The organism is Inquilinus sp. Marseille-Q2685 (assembly GCF_916619195.1).
Lineage (GTDB): Bacteria > Pseudomonadota > Alphaproteobacteria > DSM-16000 > Inquilinaceae > Inquilinus.
The window spans coordinates 1,595,462-1,615,056 of the sequence record NZ_CAKAKL010000002.1; the positions used below are offsets into that span (position 1 = coordinate 1,595,462).

General features: G+C 71.4%; 18 protein-coding genes. 9 read left to right on the forward strand and 9 right to left on the reverse strand.

From position 1 onward, the window contains the following. Positions 1-5 precede the first annotated feature (5 nt). Genes LG391_RS16645 through LG391_RS16665 form a run of 5 tightly spaced genes read right to left on the reverse strand, consistent with a single transcriptional unit; the run spans position 6 to position 4,911 of the window. The gene (locus LG391_RS16645; RefSeq protein WP_225769118.1) at positions 6-1,469 is read right to left on the reverse strand and encodes an aldo/keto reductase; all 1,464 of its coding nucleotides are present in this window, start codon (positions 1,467-1,469) and stop codon (positions 6-8) included. Beyond that, a complete protein-coding gene (locus tag LG391_RS16650; protein ID WP_225769119.1) occupies positions 1,453-2,457 on the reverse strand; it encodes a branched-chain amino acid ABC transporter permease in 1,005 nt (334 codons plus the stop codon). The genes LG391_RS16645 and LG391_RS16650 overlap by 17 nt, the downstream gene beginning before the upstream one ends. Then, the gene (locus tag LG391_RS16655) at positions 2,454-3,365 is read right to left on the reverse strand and encodes a branched-chain amino acid ABC transporter permease (protein ID WP_225769120.1); all 912 of its coding nucleotides are present in this window, start codon (positions 3,363-3,365) and stop codon (positions 2,454-2,456) included. The genes LG391_RS16650 and LG391_RS16655 overlap by 4 nt, the downstream gene beginning before the upstream one ends. Further along, entirely contained in the window at positions 3,362-4,111 is a 750-nt protein-coding gene (locus LG391_RS16660) for an ABC transporter ATP-binding protein (RefSeq protein WP_225769121.1), read from the reverse strand. Before LG391_RS16660 ends, LG391_RS16655 begins: the two co-directional genes overlap by 4 nt. Further along, the gene (locus tag LG391_RS16665; protein WP_225769122.1) at positions 4,111-4,911 is read right to left on the reverse strand and encodes an ABC transporter ATP-binding protein; all 801 of its coding nucleotides are present in this window, start codon (positions 4,909-4,911) and stop codon (positions 4,111-4,113) included. The genes LG391_RS16660 and LG391_RS16665 overlap by 1 nt, the downstream gene beginning before the upstream one ends. 142 nt (positions 4,912-5,053) lie before the next feature. On the opposite strand from LG391_RS16665, the gene LG391_RS16670 reads away from it, so the two are divergent. The 9 genes from LG391_RS16670 to LG391_RS16710 all read left to right on the forward strand — a co-directional run bounded on the left by LG391_RS16670 (position 5,054) and on the right by LG391_RS16710 (position 15,192). Further along, entirely contained in the window at positions 5,054-5,764 is a 711-nt protein-coding gene (locus LG391_RS16670) for a GntR family transcriptional regulator (protein WP_225769123.1), read from the forward strand. Continuing rightward, positions 5,757-6,107 carry a TIGR04076 family protein gene (locus LG391_RS16675; RefSeq protein WP_225769124.1) on the forward strand — a complete coding sequence of 117 codons (351 nt, stop codon included), beginning with the start codon at positions 5,757-5,759 and terminating at the stop codon, positions 6,105-6,107. Before LG391_RS16670 ends, LG391_RS16675 begins: the two co-directional genes overlap by 8 nt. 7 nt (positions 6,108-6,114) lie before the next feature. Beyond that, complete coding sequence (locus tag LG391_RS16680) at positions 6,115-7,164, forward strand: aldo/keto reductase (protein ID WP_225769125.1); 1,050 nt, start codon at positions 6,115-6,117, stop codon at positions 7,162-7,164. A gap of 58 nt (positions 7,165-7,222) precedes the next feature. Continuing rightward, on the forward strand, positions 7,223-8,482 hold the full coding sequence (locus LG391_RS16685; RefSeq protein ID WP_225769126.1) for an ABC transporter substrate-binding protein: 1,260 nt from the start codon (positions 7,223-7,225) through the stop codon (positions 8,480-8,482). A 115-nt stretch (positions 8,483-8,597) separates the two neighbouring features. After that, positions 8,598-10,121, forward strand: a complete 1,524-nt coding sequence (locus tag LG391_RS16690; protein ID WP_225769127.1) for an ABC transporter substrate-binding protein — start codon at positions 8,598-8,600, stop codon at positions 10,119-10,121. Beyond that, positions 10,122-11,060: an ABC transporter permease gene (locus tag LG391_RS16695; protein WP_225769128.1), complete on the forward strand. Its 939-nt coding sequence runs from the start codon at positions 10,122-10,124 to the stop codon at positions 11,058-11,060. It begins immediately after the preceding gene. Further along, entirely contained in the window at positions 11,057-11,863 is an 807-nt protein-coding gene (locus LG391_RS16700; protein WP_225769129.1) for an ABC transporter permease, read from the forward strand. The genes LG391_RS16695 and LG391_RS16700 overlap by 4 nt, the downstream gene beginning before the upstream one ends. Beyond that, positions 11,860-13,275, forward strand: coding sequence for an ABC transporter ATP-binding protein (locus LG391_RS16705; RefSeq protein ID WP_225769130.1), 1,416 nt, complete (start codon positions 11,860-11,862; stop codon positions 13,273-13,275). The genes LG391_RS16700 and LG391_RS16705 overlap by 4 nt, the downstream gene beginning before the upstream one ends. Before the next feature lie 168 nt (positions 13,276-13,443). Further along, positions 13,444-15,192 carry an autotransporter domain-containing protein gene (locus LG391_RS16710; RefSeq protein WP_225769131.1) on the forward strand — a complete coding sequence of 583 codons (1,749 nt, stop codon included), beginning with the start codon at positions 13,444-13,446 and terminating at the stop codon, positions 15,190-15,192. Positions 15,193-15,318: 126 nt separating this feature from the next. Here the strand turns inward: LG391_RS16710 and LG391_RS16715 are convergent, their stop codons facing one another. The 4 genes from LG391_RS16715 to LG391_RS16730 all read right to left on the reverse strand — a co-directional run bounded on the left by LG391_RS16715 (position 15,319) and on the right by LG391_RS16730 (position 19,592). Next, the gene (locus LG391_RS16715) at positions 15,319-15,951 is read right to left on the reverse strand and encodes an SGNH/GDSL hydrolase family protein (protein ID WP_225769132.1); all 633 of its coding nucleotides are present in this window, start codon (positions 15,949-15,951) and stop codon (positions 15,319-15,321) included. 64 nt (positions 15,952-16,015) lie between these two features. After that, a complete protein-coding gene (locus LG391_RS16720; RefSeq protein WP_225769133.1) occupies positions 16,016-17,671 on the reverse strand; it encodes a serine hydrolase in 1,656 nt (551 codons plus the stop codon). Positions 17,672-17,685: 14 nt separating this feature from the next. After that, positions 17,686-18,558 (reverse strand): ABC transporter permease, encoded by an 873-nt coding sequence (locus LG391_RS16725; RefSeq protein WP_225769134.1) that lies wholly within the window; start codon positions 18,556-18,558, stop codon positions 17,686-17,688. After that, complete coding sequence (locus tag LG391_RS16730; RefSeq protein WP_225769135.1) at positions 18,555-19,592, reverse strand: ABC transporter permease; 1,038 nt, start codon at positions 19,590-19,592, stop codon at positions 18,555-18,557. Before LG391_RS16730 ends, LG391_RS16725 begins: the two co-directional genes overlap by 4 nt. Positions 19,593-19,595: the final 3 nt, after the last annotated feature.

A 19,595-nucleotide genomic window follows, 5' to 3' on the forward strand; every position in this document is an offset into this window, starting at 1 on the left:
CCGCGCTATCCGACCACCGCCTCGGCCTCGATCTCGACCTCATAGTCGCCCACCAGGGCGCCGGCCTGGACCAGGGTGTTGGCCGGCTTGACCGCGCCGAAGACCCGGCCATGGGCGCGCGACACCGGCTCCCACATCGCGGCGTCTCGGAGATAGATGCGGGTGCAAACGACGTCCTCCATCGAACCGCCCAGCGCCGCGATCGAGGCGGCGATCTTGTCGAGGATGTAGGTGGCCTGCGCCCCGGGGTCGCCCGGTGCGACGCAGCGGTCGCCGCCATGGGTGGCGGTGGTGCCGGAGACGCGGATCGTGTCCTTCACCCGGACGGCGCGGCTGTATCCCGCGATCGGCTCCCACACGCTGCCGGAGGAGACCCGCAGCCGGTCCGGCCGGCCGGGCACCGGCTCGGCCGTGAAGATCGACGGAAGGGCGTCGAGATGGTGGCTGAGGTCGCCCGAGGCAGTGAGATAGGGCGGCCGCCGGTATTCGTCGCCGCAATCGCCCGGGATCGGCGTCGCCGCGGCGAAGGCCTCTTCGAGCCGCCCCCTGTCCTGGGCGTCGAGCGCGAAATCGAAGACCTTGAGGTTGTCGGCGCGATGCTCGCTCTCGCCCAGCCTTGCGCCGATGATGGCGGCGGCGACCGCCTCGTGCTGCAGCACCCAGCGCGTGGCGACGTTGGAGAGGGAGACGCCATGCTTCCGCGCAACCTCGGCGGCGGCCTGCAGGATGCCCTGGAAGACACTCCAGCCGCCCGCCGCGTCGATGAAGCGCTTGTATTTCGACCGGCTCCAATCCGGCATCGAAGCGGGCTCCGGCCGGCCGAGCCACGTGTCCGACAGGAAGCCGCCGCAGAGCGTGCCGTAGGCCAGCAGCTTCACGCCCCTGGCCCGGCACAGATCCGACAGCGCGCCGGCCGCGCGGCGATCGACCAGGGAGAACGACACCTGGTTGGTCAGGACCGGCACGCCGTCTGCCAGGGCCACGGCCAGATGCGCGGCGTCGAAATTGGTGACGCCGATGGCGCCGATCAGCCCCTCCTCCCGCAGCCGCGCCATTTCGTGCAGCGCGTCGAGCCAGGCCGGATGCTCGAAGCTCCACCAGTGGAACTGCAGCAGGTCGACCCGGTCGACGCCCAGCCGGTCGAGCCGGTCCTGGACGCCGCGGCGGACCACCTCGGCCGTCATCGGCCCCGGCTCCGGGCACCATTTGGTAAAGGCGAGCGGCCGGCCTGCGCCCTTGCCGTGGCGGGCCAGCAGACGGCCGGCGATCAGCTCGGCGCTGCCGTAATGGTCGGCCATGTCGAAGCTGTCGAAGCCGGCCCGGACATAGGCGTCGAGGGCGTCGGCGCCGCGCTCGGGGTCGAGCGTCGCGCCGTCCTTCTCCAGGTCGGCCACCTGCCACAACCCGCAGACCAGCCGGCTGATCGAGAGGCCGGGACCGAGCTCGATGCGTTCAGGGGTTGCCGGCACGGGACGTCTCCTCGGTGATGGTCCGGCCGGCGCCCGACAGCCGGCCGAGATGGCGCGACACCACGCGGTCCTCGCCCAGCATGCCGCGCGGACGCAGCAGCAGGACGGCGCAGAGGGCGACGCCGATCATGACGATCTGCAGCGCGGCCGCGCGCGCCTGCTGGTCGGGCGGGAACAGGGCCGAGATGGCGCCGCCCGAGGCCGCCCAGAGGCCCCAGACGAAGACCGCGCCCAGAATGGCGCCGAGATTGCTGCCCGAGCCGCCGACGATCAGCATCGCCCAGACCTGGAAGGTCAGCCGGGGCAGGTAGTTGTCGGGCGCAATGAAGCCGATGAAATGCGCCTGCACGGCGCCGGCCAGCCCCATGATGCCGCCGCCGATGGCGAAGGCCTGCAGCCGGAACGAGACGGCGTTCTTGCCCAGGGCCCGCGCCGCCGTCTCGTCCTCGCGGATCGCCCGCAGCACCCGGCCCCAGGGGCTGCGCACCAGGCGCTGCAGCGCCAGGTACAGGAGCAGCACGACCGCTGCGACCACGCCGAGATTGGCCAGGCCGAACAGCAGCGGGGCGCCGGCCAGGCCGGCGAAGGGCCGCGGGGTGAAGCCGATGCCGAAGGGGCCGCCGGTCACCGTGACGAGGTTGAGGGCGCAGAGCTGCACAGCCACGGCGACGCCGAAGGTGGCGATGGCCAGGCAGTCGGCCCGCAGCCGGATGGTCAGCGCGCCGATCAGGAAGGACACCAGCGCCGTGGCCAGCGCCCCGCCCAGCCAGCCGGCCGGCATCGGCAGGCCGAAGCCGCCGAAGCGGTCTGCCGTCTCCGGCGTGGTCAGCAGCGCCGAGACATAGGCGCCGATCGCGACGAAGCCGGCGACGCCGACATTGAACAGCCCGGTCTGGCCCCATTGCACGTTCAGGCCGAGGCACATGATCGCGTAGGTCAGCGCCATGGTCAGGAAGAAGCAGCCATAGGCGACCAGCTCGACGCTCATCCGGCCCTCCCGAACAGGCCCTGGGGGCGCAGCAGCAGCACCAGCACCAGCACGACGAAGGATACGGCGGCGCGCCATTCGCCGCCGACCAGCGGCACGGCCGCCGCCTCGGCCAAGCCGATGACGAGACCCGCCAGCATCGCCCCCGGGATGCTGCCGATGCCGCCGAGGATCGCCGCGGCGAACAGCGGCAGCAGCAGGTCGAGCCCCATCTGCGGCCGGATCTGGACCAGCAGGCCGGCGAAGATGCCGGCGACGGCGGCCAGCCCCGCCCCCAGCAGCCAGACGATGCGGATGACGCGGCGCACATCGATGCCGACGACGCCGGCCAGCTGCGGGTTCTCGCTGACCGCGCGCATCGCCCGGCCGGTCGCCGTCCGGGTCAGCAGCAGATGCACCGCCAGGACCAGGACGAGGACGACGCTGAGGGTCAGCAGCTGGTCGGGCGTGGCCCGCATCCCGCCGCCCAACTTCACGGCGATCTGCAGCGCCTTGGTGTAGTAGGCCGGCTTGGAGGTGAAGATGAACTCCAGCAGGCTGCGCAGCGTCAGCGCTGCGCCGAAGCTGGCCATCACCAGGATGATGACGGTGCTGCGCCGGTCGCGCAGGCGACCGAACAGCAGCGCGTCGACCAGCAGCGCCAGCCCGCCGGTCAGGGCCACGGCGACCAGCGCGCCGATCGGCAGCGCCCAGCCGAAGGAGAACGGCCCGATGGGGGCCAGCAGCCCGCCGGACAGGCTGCCGAGCGCGCCGGCGGCGGCCAGCGCGGCATAGGCGCCCCAGGACAGGAGCTCGCCATGCGCGAAATTGGCGAAGCGCAGGATCGAATAGGTCAAGGTCACGCCGATGGCGCCCAGCCCGATCATCGCCCCGGTGATCAGCCCATCCATGATCACCTGCGGGGTCATGGCGCGGCCCCGGGACGCCGGGCGCCGAGATAGAGATCGGCGACGATCGGGTCCTCGGCCAGCCCGATGGCCGGTCCCTCGTGGCGCACCTGCCCCTCGACCAGGATCACGGCGCGGTCGGCGATGGCCAAGGCCGCCTTCACATTCTGCTCCACCAGCACGATGGTGACGCCGGCGCGGTTGATCGCCTGCAGCCTGGCGAAGACCTCCGCCACGATCTTCGGCGACAGGCCGGCCGAGGGCTCGTCCAGGATCAGCACCGCCGGGTCGACGATCAGGGCGCGGGCCACCGCCAGCATCTGGCGCTGGCCGCCCGACAGCTGGCCGGCCCGCAGCGACGGCCGCGCGGCCAGGTCGGGGAATAGGGCGTAGAGCGCCGCGATGCGCCCGGCGCGCCGGTCCTTCGGCAGGATGTCGGCCGCGGCGCGCAGATTGTCGTGGATCGACAGCGTGGCGAAGATGTTCTCGGTCTGCGGCACGAAGGCCAGCCCGTGGCGGATCTTCTCGTGCGCCGGCACCCCGGTGATGTCGGCCGCCCCCAGCGACGCCGTACCGGAATGGACCGGCACCAGCCCGGCGATCGCCTTGACCAGGGTCGACTTGCCGGCGCCGTTCGGCCCCAGCAGCACCACCAGCTCGCCCTGCGCCACCCGCAGGTCGACGCCGCGCACGATCGGCAGGTCGGGCTCGTAGCCGGCGACAAGGCCCCGGGTCGACAGGGCGGCTGTCGTTTCCAGTGGGGGCATCACCCCACCCCGCCGAGATAGGCGTCGACGACCGCCGGGTTGCGCGCGATCTCGGCCGGCGCGCCCTCGGTCAGGTGGCGGCCCGAGGCCATGACGACGACACGGCCGCACAGCCGGGCCACCATCTCCATGTTGTGCTCGATCAGCAGGATCGAGCGGCCCTGGCGATTCAGCTCGAGGATCCGGTCGATGATCAGCTCCAGCAGCGCCGGAGCGACCCCGGCCGCCGGCTCGTCGAGCAGGATCGCCTGCGGACCGGCCATCAGCACCCGCGCCAGCTCCAGCAGCTTGCGCTGGCCGCCGGACAGGATTCGCGCCGGCTCGTGCTGCAGATGCGACAGGGTGACGAAGTCGAGCAGCGCCCGCGCCTTCTCCACCGCCGCCCGCTCCTCCGCCGCGACCCGGCCGGGGGACAGGAAGTTCGGCCAGATCCGCTCGCCCGCCTGCTTCTGGCCGCCGGTCAGCACGTTCTCCAGCACCGTCATCTCGGCGAAGGGGCGTGGGATCTGGAAGGTGCGGGCCACGCCATGGGCGATGCGCTGCTCCGCCCCCCGGTGCGACAGCGCGCGGCCGGCGATCCGGATCGTGCCGGCGCTCGGTGCCAGGCTGCCGGCCAGAAGGTTGAACAGCGTGGTCTTGCCTGCGCCGTTCGGGCCGATCAGCCCCAGCATCTCGCCCGGATGGAGCGCGATCGACATGCCGTCCACCGCCCGCAGGCCGCCGAACTGCCTGACCAGGTCGCGCCCCTCGATCACGGGCGCGCCGGCGGAAGCGTTCGGGGCATGTGCGGCTGGCTGCATCCGCCTCGGGCCAATTTTGATCGGTGATGTTTGATCAAAGTTTACAGCCGGCGGGATGGCAAGTAGAAAATTCGGGAGCATCTGGAGGGCCGATGCCCGATCGGGACGAGCGATACGCGGTGTCTTGCATGGATGTGGCCGTATGAGCCGCCGGCGCGCGCTGTCGCCGGTCGGGCGCGAGACGTTGCACGACCGGGTCTATGCCGAGCTGCGCCGGTCCCTGATCCACGGCATGTTCGACGCCGGCGAGGTGCTGCGCATCGTCGAACTGGCCGAGACGCTGCGGACCAGCACCATGCCGGTGCGCGAGGCGCTGGGCCGCCTGGTCTCCGAACAGGCGCTGGAGGCGCTGCCCAACCGCTCCGTCCGGGTGCCGCTGATCACCCGCGAACGTCTCGACGATTTGGCCCGCGCCCGCTGCCTGATCGAGGGCCAGGTGACGGCGCTGGCGCTGCCAAACCTGTCGACAGAGGATTTCGCCCGGCTGCGGCAGCTGACGGTGGCGTGCGAGGAGGCCTTCCGCAGCGACGATCCGGACAAGGCGCACCGGACGTCGGAGCTGAACCACGACTTCCACTTCGCCATCTACCGCGCCGCCGGCTCGGCCGTGCTGATCCCGATCGTCGAGAGCCTGTGGCTGCAGTCCGGCCCCTATGTCCGCGCCGCGGCGCAGATCCATGACGAGCAGCGGGACATCCCGGCCACCCATTACCACTGGGAACTGATCGAGGCGCTGGAGCGCGGCGATGCCGGAGAGGCGACCCGGGCGCTGACGAGCGACATCACCCGTTCTTTCCGCCTGATCCGCGGGCGGCTCGACGTCGAGGATGCCGAGGAGAGAGCCTATGGCTGACGCACGCGACGACAGCTTCGAGCTGTACGACCTGCGGGTCGAAGTGGTGGCGCCCGAAGGCGGGAAGATCTATTGCGGCGCCAGGGTCGGCGATTATTTCGAGCTGCGCGGCGAGATGCTGCACCTGCCGCCGGGCCAGGGCTTCTCGATCTACTCGCTGGCGGCGCTGCTGCCGCTGCTGCCGGCCAAGCAGCGCCCGACCCATGCCAACGACTGGATGACGACGGACGCCGAGGTCGCCTGCCCCGACCCGAACTGCTCGTCGCGCTTCCGCATCACCCGGACCGGCCGGCGCCGGTTCAGCCATGCCGCGACCACCGCGGTGCCGCTCCATGACGAGTGAGACGACCATGCAGAGGATCCGGCTGGCCCCGGACTACGAGATCTCGCGCGTGATCCGCGGCGGCTGGCAGCTGTCGAGCGGCCATAGCGAGGCCCGCAGCGGCGATCCCGTGGCCGACATGACGGCCTTCGCCGATGCCGGCATCACCACCTTCGACTGCGCCGACATCTACACTGGGGTCGAGGAGATGATCGGCCGGTTCCGGCGGCAGTATCGCGATCTGCGCGGGGCGGAGGCACTCGGCCGGATCAAGGTGCACACCAAATACGTCCCCGACCTCGACATCCTGCCGCGCATCCGCAAGGCCGATGTCGAGGCCGTGATCGACCGGTCGCTGCGGCGCCTGGGGCTAGAGCGGCTGGACCTGGTGCAGTTCCACTGGTGGGATTACGCGGCGCCGCGCTGGGGCGAGGCGGCGCTGTGGCTGGAGGAGCTGCGCCGCGCCGGCAAGATCCACAAGGTCGGCGGCACCAATTTCGATACCGACCATATGCTGGAGATCTTACGGGCCGGCGTGCCGCTGACCTCGATGCAGGTGCAGTATTCGCTGCTGGACCGCCGGCCGGAGCGGCGGATGGCCCGGGCCGCGGCCGAGCACGGCGTCTCCTTCCTCTGCTACGGCACCGTGGCCGGCGGCTTCCTGGGCGACCGCTGGCTCGGCGCCAGGGAGCCGGCGGAGCCTTTGGAGAACCGGTCGCTGGTCAAGTACAAGCTGATTATCGACGATCTCGGCGGCTGGGACCTGTTCCAGGCCCTGCTGCGGGCGCTGCGCCGGGTCGCCGACCGGCACGGCAGCGACATCGCCACGGTGGCCAGCGCCGCGATGCTGGATCGGCCGGGCGTGGCCGCGGTGATCGTCGGCGCCCGCAACCGCGACCATCTGGCTGCCAACCTCGCCATTTCGGACATCGCCCTGACCGAAGAGGATCATGCGCAGATCGCCGGGGCGCTGGCGGGGGCGGGGGAGCTGGAGGGCGACGTCTACACGCTGGAGCGCGACCGCCACGGGCGCCATGGCGCGATCATGAAATACAACCTGAACAAGGGCGCCGCCTGATCTTTGCAAGCAACGGCCGGCGGCGGATCGCCGGCCCAACCAAACAGGGAGAACAGCCATGAAACGGATCCTTCTGACCACTGCCCTGATGGCGGCCGCCGCCGCGCCGGCCCTGCCGGCCGCCGCCTGCGACATCACCGTCGGCCTGGTGATGGAGCTGACCGGCCCGGCCGGCGCCTATGGCCAGGCCGGCGCGAAGTCGGTCGAGATGGCGTTCCGCGACGCCAACGAGGCCGGCGGCGCCGCGGGCTGCAAGCTGGTGACCGACACCCGCGACAGCCAGAGCCAGGGCACCGTCGCCGTCGACCAGGCGACGCAGCTGGTCAACATCAGGAAGGTGCCGGTGGTGATCGGCGGCATCATCTCCTCGGTCTCGATCCCGATCCTGACCTCGGTGACGGCGCCGGCCGGCGTGGTGCAGGTGTCGCCCGCCTCCTCCTCGCCGACGCTGACCGCGCTGGGCCGGGACGGCAAGACCAACGGCGTCTTCTTCCGCACCATCACCTCCGACGCGCTGCAGGGCACGGCGGCGGCGAAATTCGCGCTCGACCAGGGCCTGAAGAAGATCGCCATCATCCACGTCAACAACGACTTCGGCGTCAACATCGTCCGCGAGTTCTCGGCCGCCTACACCAGGCTCGGCGGCACCATCACCTCGGCCACGCCCTATAACGAGCAGCAGTCGAGCTATTCCGCCGAGGCCAGCGCGGCCATGGCGGGCGAGCCGGAGGCGCTGTACCTGGTCAGCACCCCGGTCGACGGCGCCACCATCGCCCGCGCCTGGATCTCGGGCGGCGGCCCGCAGAAGCTGCTGCTCAACGACGGCATGAACTCCAGCGACTTCATCGAGGCCGTCGGCGCGCAGTACCTGAACGACGCCTACGGCACCTCCTCCGGCACCACCAGGACGGCCTCGACCGACTATTTCTACGGCGCCTACGAGGCCTTCTCCGGCGGCATCAAGCCGGACGCGCCGGCGGCCGACCGCTCCTACGACGCCGGCGCCATCGTCGCGCTGGCCATCGCCAAGGCCGGCAAGGCCGACGCCGCGGCGATCAAGGCCGCGATCCCGCAGGTGGTGGCCGAGGACGGCACGCCGATCCACGCCGGCAAGGACGAGTTCGCCAAGGCGCTGCAGCTGATCAAGGACGGCAAGCCGATCAAATACGAAGGCGTGATCGGCCCGGTGAGCTTCGACCGGTACGGCGACATCACCGGCCCGTTCCGGCTGTGGCGCATCCAGGACGGCAAGGTCACGACGATCGGCGAGATGAGCGCCGCAGAGGTCGACAAGATCCGAGCCGAGCTGGCGAAGTAGGCCCGGGCGAGACGCCGCTCGGGCGCCACGCCCGAGCGGGCCGCCGCGCCACCCGGCTGTTGACCTTTTCGTCCGCCCGATCCAAAACGTATGATATAACATTACGGAGATCGGGATGCGGGTCGCACATCTTGTCGCCGCGGCGGGGCTGGCGCTTGCCCTCCTGGCCGGCACCGCTTCGGCGCAGGACCGGCCGCTGAAGGTGGTCGGCCCCTGGGAGATCGCCGGGATCGACCCGGCGCAGTCGGGCTACATCTCCAGCCGCATGCAGGTGGCCGAGACGCTGGTCACGGTCGATCCCGCAGGCCACCTGTCCCCGGCCCTGGCCAAATCCTGGTCCGCCGCCGACGACGGGCTGACCTGGCGCTTCCGGATCCGCGGCGGCGCCGTCTTCCACGACGGCACGCCGGTCACCGCCGAGGCGGCGGCGGCCAGCCTGCGGCGGGCCCGGGCCGGGGCCGGCATCCTGTCCCAGGTGCCGATCGCCGACATCGGCTATGACGGCGGCGACGTCGTCGTCCGGCTGGACCGGCCCTTCGCCGCCCTGCCCGCCTTCCTGGTGAATTACGGCGCGATCATCCTCGCCCCGGCCTCCTACGACGAGTCCGGCCGCGTCGCGCGGATCATCGGTTCGGGGCCCTACCGGGTGAAGGCGCTGACGCCGCCCCTGAAGCTGGAGCTCGAGGAGGCCGGCGGCTGGTGGGGCGGCGAGCCCGGCATCCGCGAGGTGCAGTATCTCGCCGTCGGCCAGGGCGAGACTCGGGCGCTGATGGCGGAGAGCGGCGAGGCCGACCTCGCCTTCTCCATGCTGCCCGTCTCCGTGGCGCGGCTGAAGCGCGATCCGGATCTCGACGTGCGTGCGGCCACCATTCCCCGGACCCGCCTCCTGAAGCTGAACGCGGCCTCGCCCTTCTTCGACGACGTGCGGGAGCGCCGGGCGCTGAGCCTTGCCATCGACCGCGCCGGCATCGCCAAGGCGATCCTGCGCAACCCCGACCTGGCCGCGACCCAGCTGTTCCCGCCCACCCTCGCCGGCTGGCACGTCCCCGACCTGCCGCCGCTGCGGCGCGACCCGGAGGAGGCGCGGCGGCTGCTGGCCGAGGCCGGATGGACGCCCGGCGGCGACGGCATCCTGGAACGGGACGGCCGCCGCTTCGCCCCGACGCTGATCACCTACGCCAACTGGCCGGAGCTGCCGCCGATCGCCACCGCCCTGCAGGCGCAGCTCCGGGAGGTCGGCATCGAGCTGAAGGTCTCGGTCGGCAACAGCTCGGAGATCGTCAGCCGGCACCAGGACGGCACGCTGGAGGTCGGCCTGGTCTCGCGCCTCTACTCCGTCGTCCCCGATCCGATCGGGGCGCTGGTGCAGGACTACGGGCCGAAGGGCGGAGACTGGGGCGCGATGGGCTGGTCCGACCCGGAGCTGCTGGGCATCGTCGACCAGCTGATGGCGGCCAGCGACCCGGACCGGCAGCAGCCGCTGCGCCGGCGCGCCGCCGAGATCCTGCAGGACCAATTGCCGGGCATCCCGGTCACCTGGTCGGAGCTCGCGGTTGTCGCCAACAAGCGCATCACCGGCGTGGAGGTCGATCCGCTGGAGGTGAATTACCGCCTCGCCTCGATCCGCTGGGCGGACTAGATGAGACGACTTCTCCTCGCCCGGCTGGCCCAGGCCGGCCTGGTGGCGCTGGTCGTCGGCGCGCTGTGCTTCGCCCTGATGCGCGTCCTGCCCGGCGACCCGGCGATGCGGATCGCGGCCGGCCGCTACGGCCCCGACGCGATGAATGCGGAGGCCGCGGCCAAGGTGCGGGCCGAGCTCGGCCTCGATCGCCCCTGGCCGGCCCAGTTCGCCGACTGGATCGCCGACCTGGCCCGGCTGGACCTCGGCCGGTCCCTGGTGACCGGCGCGCCGATCGTCGAGGAGCTGGAGGTCCAGCTCGGCTATTCCCTCTGGCTCGCGGCCGCGGCGCTGGGGCTCTCGCTGCTGGCCGGGCCGGCGTTCGGCGTCGTCGCCGGCCTGCGGCCGCAGGGCTGGGTCGACCGGCTGGGGCTGGCCGGCTCGGTCGCCCTGCGGGCCCTGCCGCCCTTCGTGCTGGGTCTCGTGCTGATGCTGGTCTTCGCCATCCGGCTCGGCTGGCTGCCGCCCGCCGGCTTCGGGACGTGGCGCGAGATCGCGCTGCCGGCGCTGACCCTGGGCCTCGGCCTCGCCGCGGTGTCGAGCCGGGTGACGCGGGACGCGGTCGCCGGCGTCGTGTCGTCGCCCTGGTTCGCCTTCGCCCGCCACAAGGGGCTGTCCGAAGCGGTGGCGGTGCGCCGCCACGGCCTGCGCAACGCGGCGATCCCCGTCGTCTCCTATCTCGGCCTGCAGGCGATCTACCTGGTGGAGGGCGTCGTCGTGGTCGAATCGATCTTCGCCTATCCGGGGATCGGCCACGCCCTGGTCCACGCCATCATCGAGCGCGACGTCCCGATGGTCCAGGGCACCGCCCTGGTCATGGGCCTGATCTTCGTCGCCATCACCGCCGCGGTCGATGCCGCCGCCGCCTGGCTCGATCCGCGCCCGAGGCTCGCGCGATGACCCGCCCTCTCTCCGAACTGCGCCTCGCCGGCCCGCGTGCGGCGGGCGGCGCGCTGCTGCTGGCGCTGGCGGCCTTCGCCGCGCTCGGGCCGTGGCTGATCGAGGCCGATCCGGCGGGGCAGGATCTGGGCGCCAGCCTGGCACCGGCCGGCGGCGACTACCTGCTCGGCGCCGACCATTACGGGCGCAGCCTGCTGGCCCGGCTGGCCCATGGCGCGCGGCTGTCCTTCGGCATGGCGTTCGTGACCATGGCGACGGCGGCCGTTCCCGGCGTCCTGCTCGGCCTCGCCGCCGCCTGGCGCGGCGGCTGGGTGGAGCGGCTGGCCGACCTCGCCTCGACCATCGTCCTCGCCCTGCCCGGGCTGATGCTGGTCCTTCTGCTGCTGGCCTTCGCGCCCGGCAATTTTGGGCCGCTCTATCTCGGCCTCGCGCTGACGCTGTGGGTCGAGTTCTACCGCGTCACCCGCGCCACAGCAGCAACGGTCCTGAAGCAGCCGCATGTCGAGGCGGCGACCCTGCTCGGCTTCGGCCCGGCCTACATCCTCCGCCGCCACGTCCTGCCCGCGATCGCCCCGATGATCGGCACGCTCGCGGCTTTCGCCATGGCGACGGCGATCATCGCCATCTCGACCCTCAGCGCGATCAGCGTCGGCCTGCAGCCGCCGACGCCGGAGCTGGGCAGCATGATCGTCGAGCTGCTGCCCTATTACGGGGAGGCGCCGGTGCATGTGCTGCTGCCCGCCGCCCTGATCGTCCTGCTCGTCCTCGGCCTGCAGCTCGTCGCCCAGAGGAGTTCCCGATGACCGACCTCTCCGTCTCCGGGCTCGGCGTCGCCTCGGCCGCCGGCCCCGTCGTCACGGATGTCTCGCTGTCGCTGCAGCCCGGCCGGCCGCTGACCTTGCTGGGCGAAAGCGGCTCCGGCAAGTCGCTGGTCGCCCAGGCGATCATGGGCACGCTGCCGCCGGAGCTGCGGGCCGCCGGCGCGATCAATCTCGACGGCACCGACCTGCTGGCCTTGCCAGCCACGGAGCGGCGGGGGCTCTGGGGCCGCACGATCTCGTTGCTACCGCCGGAGCCGTGGCTCGCCCCCGACCCGACGATGCGGGGCGGCGCCCAGGTGGCGGAGGTGCACCGCTTCGTGCATCGTCGCCCCCGGGCGGAGAGCGAGGCGCTCGGCGGGCAGCACCTGGCCGAGGTCGGGCTCGGCAACGCCGGCGCGCTCTATCCGTTCCAGATCTCGGGCGGCATGGGCCAGCGCGTGGCGATCGCCATCGCCCATGCCGGCGGCAGCCGGCTGCTGATCGCGGACGAGCCGACCAAGGGCCTCGACGCCCAGCTCCGCGACAGCGTCGTGGCGCGGCTGAAGCGGGAGGTGGAGGCCGGCCGCCTGCTGCTCACCATCACCCATGACGTCGCGGTCGCCGAGGCGCTCGGCGGCACCGTCGGCGTGATGCTGGACGGCCGGATCGTCGAACACGGCGCGGCCGAGACGGTGCTGCGGGCGCCGGGCCACGCCTACAGCCGCGCCCTGCTCGCCGCCGATCCGCGGGGCTGGCCCGATCGGGCGCCACGGCCTTCGGGCGGCCCCGTCCTGCGCGGCCGCGGCCTGACCAAGGCCTTCGGCCCTCGCCGTCTGTTCGCGGGGATCGATATCGAGCTGCGGGCGGGCGAGATCGTCGCCGTCGCCGGCCCCAGCGGCTGCGGCAAGACGACGATCGGCAATATCCTGCTCGGGCTGGCCGCCCCCGACGCGGGCATGGTCGAGCGGCCCGGCGGGCAGCCGCGGCTCAGGTTCCAGAAGCTGTACCAGGACCCGCCAGCCGCCTTCGCGCCGCACCAGCCGATCCGCCGGGGCCTGCGCGACCTGGCCCGGCTGCATCGGCAGCCCTGGGACCGGGTGGCCGGGCTGATGGCCCGGCTGCGCCTTTCGGATGGCCTGCTCGACCGCCTGCCGGGCCAGATCTCGGGCGGCGAGCTGCAGCGCTTCGCCCTGCTTCGGGCCCTGCTGCTCGACCCGGTGGTCCTGTTCGCGGACGAGGCGACCTCGCGCCTCGACCCGGTGAGCCAGCGGGAGGTGGTGGAGGTCCTGCTCCGGGTCGTGTCCGAGACCGGGCTGGCCGTGCTTCTGGTCACCCACGACCTTGCCCTGGCGGGGAAGCTCGCGACGACGGTTGTCCGGCTGCCGGGACCCTCCGAAACCGACAGTTTCAGATAAATAATACATCTATTTTATTGCATTTCTCTCAATATAACTTGAATCCCGCACCGATTTTCCGTGGGCATTTCAGAAACGAATCCTTTATCAGAAGAAATCGTCGATGCGCCGGGTGGGGAGGCTGCGACAATGCTGGGTGGCGTGGGGAAACGGCGTGCCGGACGGCACGTGGCCGCGGTTCTTTCGGGCGTGCTGGCGATCGGATGCGCCGCCCCGGCGCTGGCGCAGATGCTGCCGCTGCCGCCCGGCGACGTGCTGTCCGGCCTGGTCTACCGCAGGGACGGGTCCTCGGTCCCTTCGGTTCGGACCGGAGCCGACGCCAACGCCTACATCTTCAGCACCCCGCCGACCGAATCCTTCGTGAACTCGGCCCCGGCGGCGGTGGTGCGGACCACGGCCGAGACGCAGTATGTCCGCGTCTACACCGAAGGCACCACCCGGCCGGTCGGCGGCTTCATCGCCGGCTCCGACACGGTGCGCGGGATGACGGCCGCGGAGATCAAGGACAGGCTCGCCCTGCCCTATCTGCCGGATTCCCTGACCATCGTCCGCGTGCCGGCGGGAACCTGCATCCTGACCGGGACCGGCGCCCCGATCCTGGGCAACTTCCCCGCCAATCCCCCGTCGATCCCCGTCGGCGGCCCGTGGGGCAGCGGCGGCACGGCGCAGTCCCTGCTGATCGGGACCTCCGACGACCCGAACTGCGCCAACCCGCAATTCCTGCCGTCCGATGCCTACACCAACCGGCAGCTGATCGGGGACAAGGCCCTGGCCTATGCGCCGCGGGCCGGCGGCGGCAACGCCGGCGCGATCGCCGAGGCGCTGGACCGAGCCACGCCGCCGCAGCTGTTCGGCGACATGGACCATGTCTACAACAGCCTCGACCTGCTGAACTACGGCGACGACGATCCGCTGCGCTCGGCCCTGCAGCAGCTGAGCGGCGAGATCTATGCCGACCTGCCGTCGGTCGAGATCGCCGGCGCCGAGGCCTTCCTGAACACCCTGCAGCAGCAGATGCGCCGGTCGCGGACCGGCGGCGCCGCGGCTGCCGGCGGGCCGGCTATCGCAGGCCCCGGCGAGCCCGGCTCCACCAGCGCCTGGATCGCCGGGCTGGGCAGCTTCGGCCGGCTGTCGGGCGACGGCGACACGCATGACGTCGATTTCGACATCCTCGGCGTCGCCATCGGCTTCGACCATCGCCTGGACGACGCGCTGGCCGTCGGCGGCGCGCTGTCCCTGTCGACCAGCCGCTTCGACACCCGGAAGCTCTCGGGCGACGGTGACCTCACCTCCCTCTCCCTCGGCCTCTACGCCAGCTATTCGCCCGCCGCCTGGTATGTCGACGGCGCGCTGGGCTACGCCCATGGCTGGGGCACGGTGAGCCGGGCGATCTCCTTCCCCGGCATCGACCGCTTCGCCGCCGCCGACACGGATTCGAACCTGTTCCTGTCCGGCATCGAGACGGGCTATCGCCTGGCGCTGGGCGACAGCACCGACCTCACCCCCTTCGCGGGGTTCCAGGCCATCGTCGTCGGGCAGGACGAGATCAGGGAGAGCGGGGCCGGCGCCGTCGATCTCCAGATCGGCGGCCGGACCGTCACCTCGGCCCAAGGCCTGCTGGGCGCGGAGCTGGCCCATCGCCTCGACATCGGCCTGGGCGCACCGCTCGGCCTGTCGCTGCGCGCGGCATGGAGCCACGACGTCGGCGACACCGACCGGTCCTTCGACGGGCGGTTCGAGGGCTCGGACGCGGAGTTCACCGTAGAGGGCGCCCACGCCCCGCGCGACCTCGCCAGGGTCGGCGTCGGCGTCACTCTCGCGGCGCAGGCGGTGAACCTGTTCCTGCGCTACGACGGCAGCTTCGCCGACGGCTATCGCAGCCAGGCCGCCACCGGAGGGCTGCGCGTCAGCTTCTGAAGGCCCTAACCTTCGGCGCCGACCTCGTCCGGCTTCGAGCCCGAGCTGAACGCCCCTTATCTGGAGGGCCGTCCATCGCGATCGTCGCGGGGACGGTTCGCCGCCGCATCAAGCGCCGGTACGGCGTCACGCCAGCAGCTGCCGGACGACGGGGATCAAGGCGAGCCCGATCGCCCGGGTGTTCCCGGCGTCGAGATGCACGCCGTCGACCGGCGATGCGGCCGCCACGCCCGCCGCGTCGAAGAAGGCGCAGCCGCCATACTCCGCCGCCTCGCGGTAGCGCGGCGCCAGCTTCTCTGATTCGGCAATGTTGCGCTGCCAGTCCCCACCCGCGGTCTCCCCGAGCAGCGGCGGCGCGACGATCAGCACCTTCGGGGCGGCTACGTCCTGGCCATAGGGGTAGGTCCTGGCGATCTCGACCAGCCGCTCGATCCCGGCGCCCGCGCCGGCGGCGCTGCCGCAGACATGCGGCTTCAGGTCGTTGGTGCCCAGCATGACGATCACGAGATCGAGGGGATGGTGACTGCCCAGCAGCGTCGGCAGGATCCGCGCGCCGTTCCGGTCGGCCGCCGCCCCGTGGTCGTCGAAGATGGTGGTCCGCCCGCCGAGGCCTTCGGCGATCACCCGGGCGGATCCGTCCAGCCCGGCCTCGAGCACGCTGGGCCAGCGGTCCTCGAAGCGATGGCGGCCGCCGCTCACGGGATCGGCGCCCCAGGTCAGGCTGTCGCCGAAGGCGAGGATGGTCTTCGTCCCGCTCACAACCGTCCCTCCGTCTGCGCCCGATCGATGGCCGGGCACCCTATCGCAATCCGATTGGCGGCCGCTACACCCCCCTCTCCGCATGCCGCGCCAGGAACATCGGGCCGACGCGGATGCCGGTGCGGCCCTCCCCGTCCCGGGCCGCCAGCTCCAGCGTCTCGCCCTCGTACAGGATGCCGTGCATGCGCCAGCTGCCGTCCGGCAGCTGCTCGCAGTCATGGGTGCAGAAATACTCGATCAGGCATTTCAGGCGGCCGTCGGCGTAGAAAAGATAGGTCGGGTTGAAGTCCGGGCCGTAGACGCCGAGATGGGGCGCCAGATCGGCCGGCGCGTCGGCGTGCACGGTGTTGCGCCGGGTCCACTCCTTGCCCTTCCATCCCAGCACGCCGTCGGCGCCGAAGGTCAGGTCGAGATGCGGATACTCCGCCTCTTCCCCATAGATCCGGCCGTCGATGGTGAAGGCGTCGCCGCCGCGCCATTTCAGCTCCAGCGGCACGCCCTCGCCCATCAGGTACAGCCGGCCGTCCTGGGCCCGCAGCTCCACGCTCTCGCTGCCGTCCGCGGCCTGGTAGAGGCCCGGCATCGCCGCCAGATGGGCCGCGGTCAGCGGCGGATGCTTCGCCGGCGGCGCTGGCGGCCGTCCCATCTTCCGCGACGCCAAGGCCAGCCGCAGCGCCCGCCGGGCCAGCCGCGTGCCGATCTGGTTGGTGAAATCGAGCGTGCCGAAGGTCAGCGCCGCCAGGCCGGCCTGCGGCAGCGCCATGAACTGGGTGGCATAGCCGTAGACCGCGCCGCCATGGCCGACCGAGGTCCAGCCGTCGAGGTCGCCGACGCCGAAGCCCAGCCCGTAGCCCCTGCTGCTGCTGTGGCCGACCGCCGGCCGGCCCACCACCGTCCACATCTGCCTCAGGCTGGCGGGCGACAGGACGGACTGCCCGTCCGGGGCGAAACCGCCGCGCAGCATACAGGCCGCGAACTTCGCCATGTCCGGCACGGTGGAGACGATAGCGCCGGCCGGCGACCCGCCCAGGTCGAAGACCGGCGCCGGGAAGTCGCGGTCGACATCCCACATCCAGGCCGGGGCCAGCCGGTCCTGCAGCCCCGCCATCGGCCCCGCGCTGCTCTCGGTCATCCCCAGCGGATCGAAGATGTGGCGGGCGACGTAGTCGGCATAGCCCATGCCGCTGACCCGCTCCAGCACCGCGCCGACCACGGCGATGGCGGCGTTGGAGTAGTGGACGATGCCGGCGCTGGGATCCTCCTTCAGCACCGAAGTCTTCAGCCCCTCGACCGTCACCGCCAGCCCCGGCCGCCGGTCGTCCAGGTAGTGGCCGTCCTTCGGCTCGCGCACCAGGCCGGAGGTGTGGCTCATCAGCTTGCGCAGCGACACCTGCGACCCGTACGGGCCGCTCTCGCGCCCGGCGAACGGGTTCACGGGGCGGAAGTCGGGGATGTAGGCGGACACGTCGGCATCGATGTCGACCAGCCCCTTCTCGGCCAGCTGCATGATACCGATCGCGGTGAACATCTTGGTCAGCGACCCGATGCGGAATAGCGAATGCCCATCCAGCCGGTGGCCGAGATCGGGCCGCACCACATGGCCCGCGGCCAGGAGGCCGTCGCGGTCGACCACGGCGTAGGAGATCGACGGGAGACGCTTGTCGGCGACCTCGTGAGTGATGGCTTCCTCCAGGCCGGCGGCCAGGGCACGCGTGTCCATTCGGATGTCTCCTCTCAGGTCCGGAGGCGGGGGTCGAGGATGTCGCGCAGCGCGTCGCCCAGCAGGCTCCAGGACAGCACGAACAGGAAGATCGCGGCGCCGGGGAAGGCCAGCGTGTACCAGTAGCGGAACGGGCTGTCGCCGCGGCCGACGATCCAGTTGCGGGAATAGCTGATCAGCTGGCCCCAGTCGGCGTAGCCGGGCTCGACCCCGACCCCGAGGAAGCTGAGGGCCGAGGCGGTCAGCACCATCGATCCCGTCATCATCGTGGCCAGCACCAGCACGGGGAAGAAGGCGTTCGGCAGGATGTGCCGCAGCAGCAGCCGGGCGTCGCGCGTGCCGTAGGACCGCGCGGCCTTGACGTAGTCCAGCTCCTTCACCCGCAGGATCTCGCTGCGGATGACGCGGGCGTAGTTCATCCAGCCGAAGGCGGTCAGCGCGATCGTCATCGGCCCGATGCCCTTGCCCAGCAGCGTGGTCAGCACCATCGCCGCGATCAGGAACGGCACGGCCAGGAAGACGTCGACGATGCGCATCAGCACCTCGTCCACCATGCCGCCGTAGAAGGCCGACACCGCCCCCACCGCGGCGCCGATCAGGGTCGAGATCAGGACGACGCCGAGGCCGATCTTGAAGGCGGTGCGGGTGCCCCAGACCAGGCCGTAATAGATGTCGAACTGCCCCTCGGTGGTGCCCAGCAGGGCGCGGGCCGACGGCGGCTGCGGCGTGGCGCGGAAGCCGCTGCGCGGGATCTCGTAGGGCGAGGTCTGGTACGGCTCCGGCGGCGCGATCACAGGAGCCAGCGTGGCGACGGCGACGAAGCCGGCCAGCACCAGGATGCCCAGCAGCGACAGCGGGTTGCGCAGCAGATACCCGATGATCCTCATGCCAGCCTCACCCGCGGGTCGAACAGGGGGTACAGCAGGTCCACCACCAGGTTGAGGACCACCAGCACCAGCGAGAAGTAGAGGGCGAAGCCCAGCACGGCCGGGAAATCCAGGTTCGAGGCCGCGTTCGCCGCGAACTGGCCGATGCCGTGATAGTCGAAGATGGTCTCGGTGATGACGACGCCACCCAGCATCGCCGCCACCTCCATCCCCGCCAGCGTCATCACCGGCAGCAGGGCGTTGCGCCGGGCGTGCCGGTTCTGCACCACCCGCTCGCTGAGGCCCTTGGCCCGGGCGGTGCGGACATAATCCTGGCGCAGCGCCTCCAGCATCGAGGTGCGCATGATCCGGGTCATCGACGCCAGGTTGACATAGGTCAGCGTCAGCACCGGCAGCACCAGGTGGCGCAGGGAATCCAGGAAAACCTCGAGATTGCCGTTCAAGAGCGCGTCGACCGTGTTCAGCCCGGTCCAGCGCCGGAAGCCGTCGCCCCCGACCTCGACCACCGCCCATTGGCTCAGCCGCCCCGGCGGGAACCAGCCGAGCGAGCCGTAGAACACCATCAGCACCAGGAGGCCGAAGACGAAGACCGGGAACGACCAGCCGAGCACGGTGAACAGGCGGATGCCGTGGTCGACCGGCTTGTTCAGATGCACGCCGGCCCGGCTGCCCAGCCAGATCGCGCCCAGGATGCCCGGCACGAAGGCGAAGATCACCAGCTCCAACGTCGCCGGGAACAGCGAGACCAGCGCCTCGGCCACCGGCATCCTCGCCGTCTCCGACCAGCCGAGATTGCCCTGCAGGATGTTGCCGATCCAGCGGCCGTACTGCTCGTGGAACGGGTCGTTCAGCCCGTATTTCTCGATCAGCGCCTGCACCTGCGCGGCGCCACCCTTCAGCGCGTCAGGGCTGCCGACATAGGTGATCACGCGCTGGGTGGGCGTCAGCATCATCTGCATCGCGAAGATCATCAGCGTCAGCGCGAAGAAGACGATCGGGATGAAGGACAGGCGTCGGATCGTGTAGGCGAACATGGA